The sequence below is a fragment of the Chelativorans intermedius genome (assembly GCF_025398255.1).
Lineage (GTDB): Bacteria > Pseudomonadota > Alphaproteobacteria > Rhizobiales > Rhizobiaceae > Chelativorans > Chelativorans intermedius.
This window is the reverse complement of the sequence record NZ_JAODNW010000087.1, coordinates 1-1166: the sequence shown is the minus strand read 5'-3', so window position 1 is coordinate 1166 and position 1166 is coordinate 1. Positions and strand designations below refer to the sequence as shown.

Here is a 1166-nt window from a genome sequence, read left to right as displayed (position 1 = left end):
AGCCTATCCGCCTCTCCCAACACCTTAACCGCATCAGGATCATTGGCCGCTCACAGCCCATTCATGCCATCTCCTTGGCCTCCGGGGCTGGAGCGCGGCTCATCCTCTCGACGTCGCCATCGTCTTCAGCCCTTCCGGACCCCTCTCGAGCGGCCGCCTCTCCGTCCGGCCGGGTCAAGGGCCGGCGTCAGCCGGGCGAAGCGTCACCCTTGAGGCGGCCGGCGGGCATGCGGCAGCCATCCTCCTTCGGCGTCTCCCTCCCTTTCGATTCCTCACTCCTTCCCAATTCGGCGTTCCAGTCTTCCATGAGCGGACACATCCGCTCGAACCCGCTTCCTGCCTCGGCCGCAAGGTCTCGCAGACGGCCGGCGTATGTCTCGCCCTGCGCGTTGTTGTCAGTGGCCGCCACGAGATGGGCGCCCGTCCGGTGGGCCAGTGCGCGAAGGGCCTCGGCCGTGGCCGGTGCCCAGCCGCCGCCGGTGCTCAGATAGAGGGTGTCTGATCGAAGATTTTCGATCGCAGCCAGGCTCATGGCGTCGATCGCCGCCTCGGTGACACAGAGCCTGACCGCATCGAACCGGCCAAGACGGAAGAGCATCTTGGCGCCGCCGGTCGCGAAGCCGCGCCAATCGGGACCGCGCTCCTCCCAGCCGGTCACCTGACCGGCGTGATCGGTATGGCCGGCCCACATGCTGCCCTTCGGGCCCTCGCGCAGGAGGTTCTCGGCAACGGCTTTGCGGATCACTGCCTCGGGAATGTGGCGCGTGTCGCCGAGATAACGCCATGTCGCCGAGCCGGGCCAGGGTTTGCGCCGGACCCGCCAGCGTTCCGTGATCGTCAGGTCGGGCGCGCGGTCCCTGGCCACTCGTGTCCAGACCGGCTCAGACGGCACAAAGCCGACCAGTTCGGCAACAACATAGAGCGCGGCGGCAAAAGGAATGCCGTCGAGATGTTCCACCAGAGAGAAGACGTCGCCCTTTGCCTCCGACAAGGGATCGAACCAGCCCTTGCCGTCATGGATCACGATGATGATCTCGCCGGCGCGGCGATACTTCATCGCCTTGCGGCTGCTCTCCTTGAGATCGAGCGCGAACCCCGCGTCCTCCAGCACGGAGTTGCAGGGCACCTTCCCTCTCAGCTCTTCCAGGTCTGCTTTTTCCATATCT

The 1166-nt window shown here is 66.0% G+C and carries 1 protein-coding gene; it reads right to left on the bottom strand.

The window, feature by feature from the left end; genetic code table 11:
• Positions 1–187: 187 nt before the first annotated feature.
• The coding region (locus NYR58_RS20390) for a DUF3991 and toprim domain-containing protein (RefSeq protein ID WP_315903358.1) at positions 188–1166 on the bottom strand (979 nt) is incomplete at its 5' end.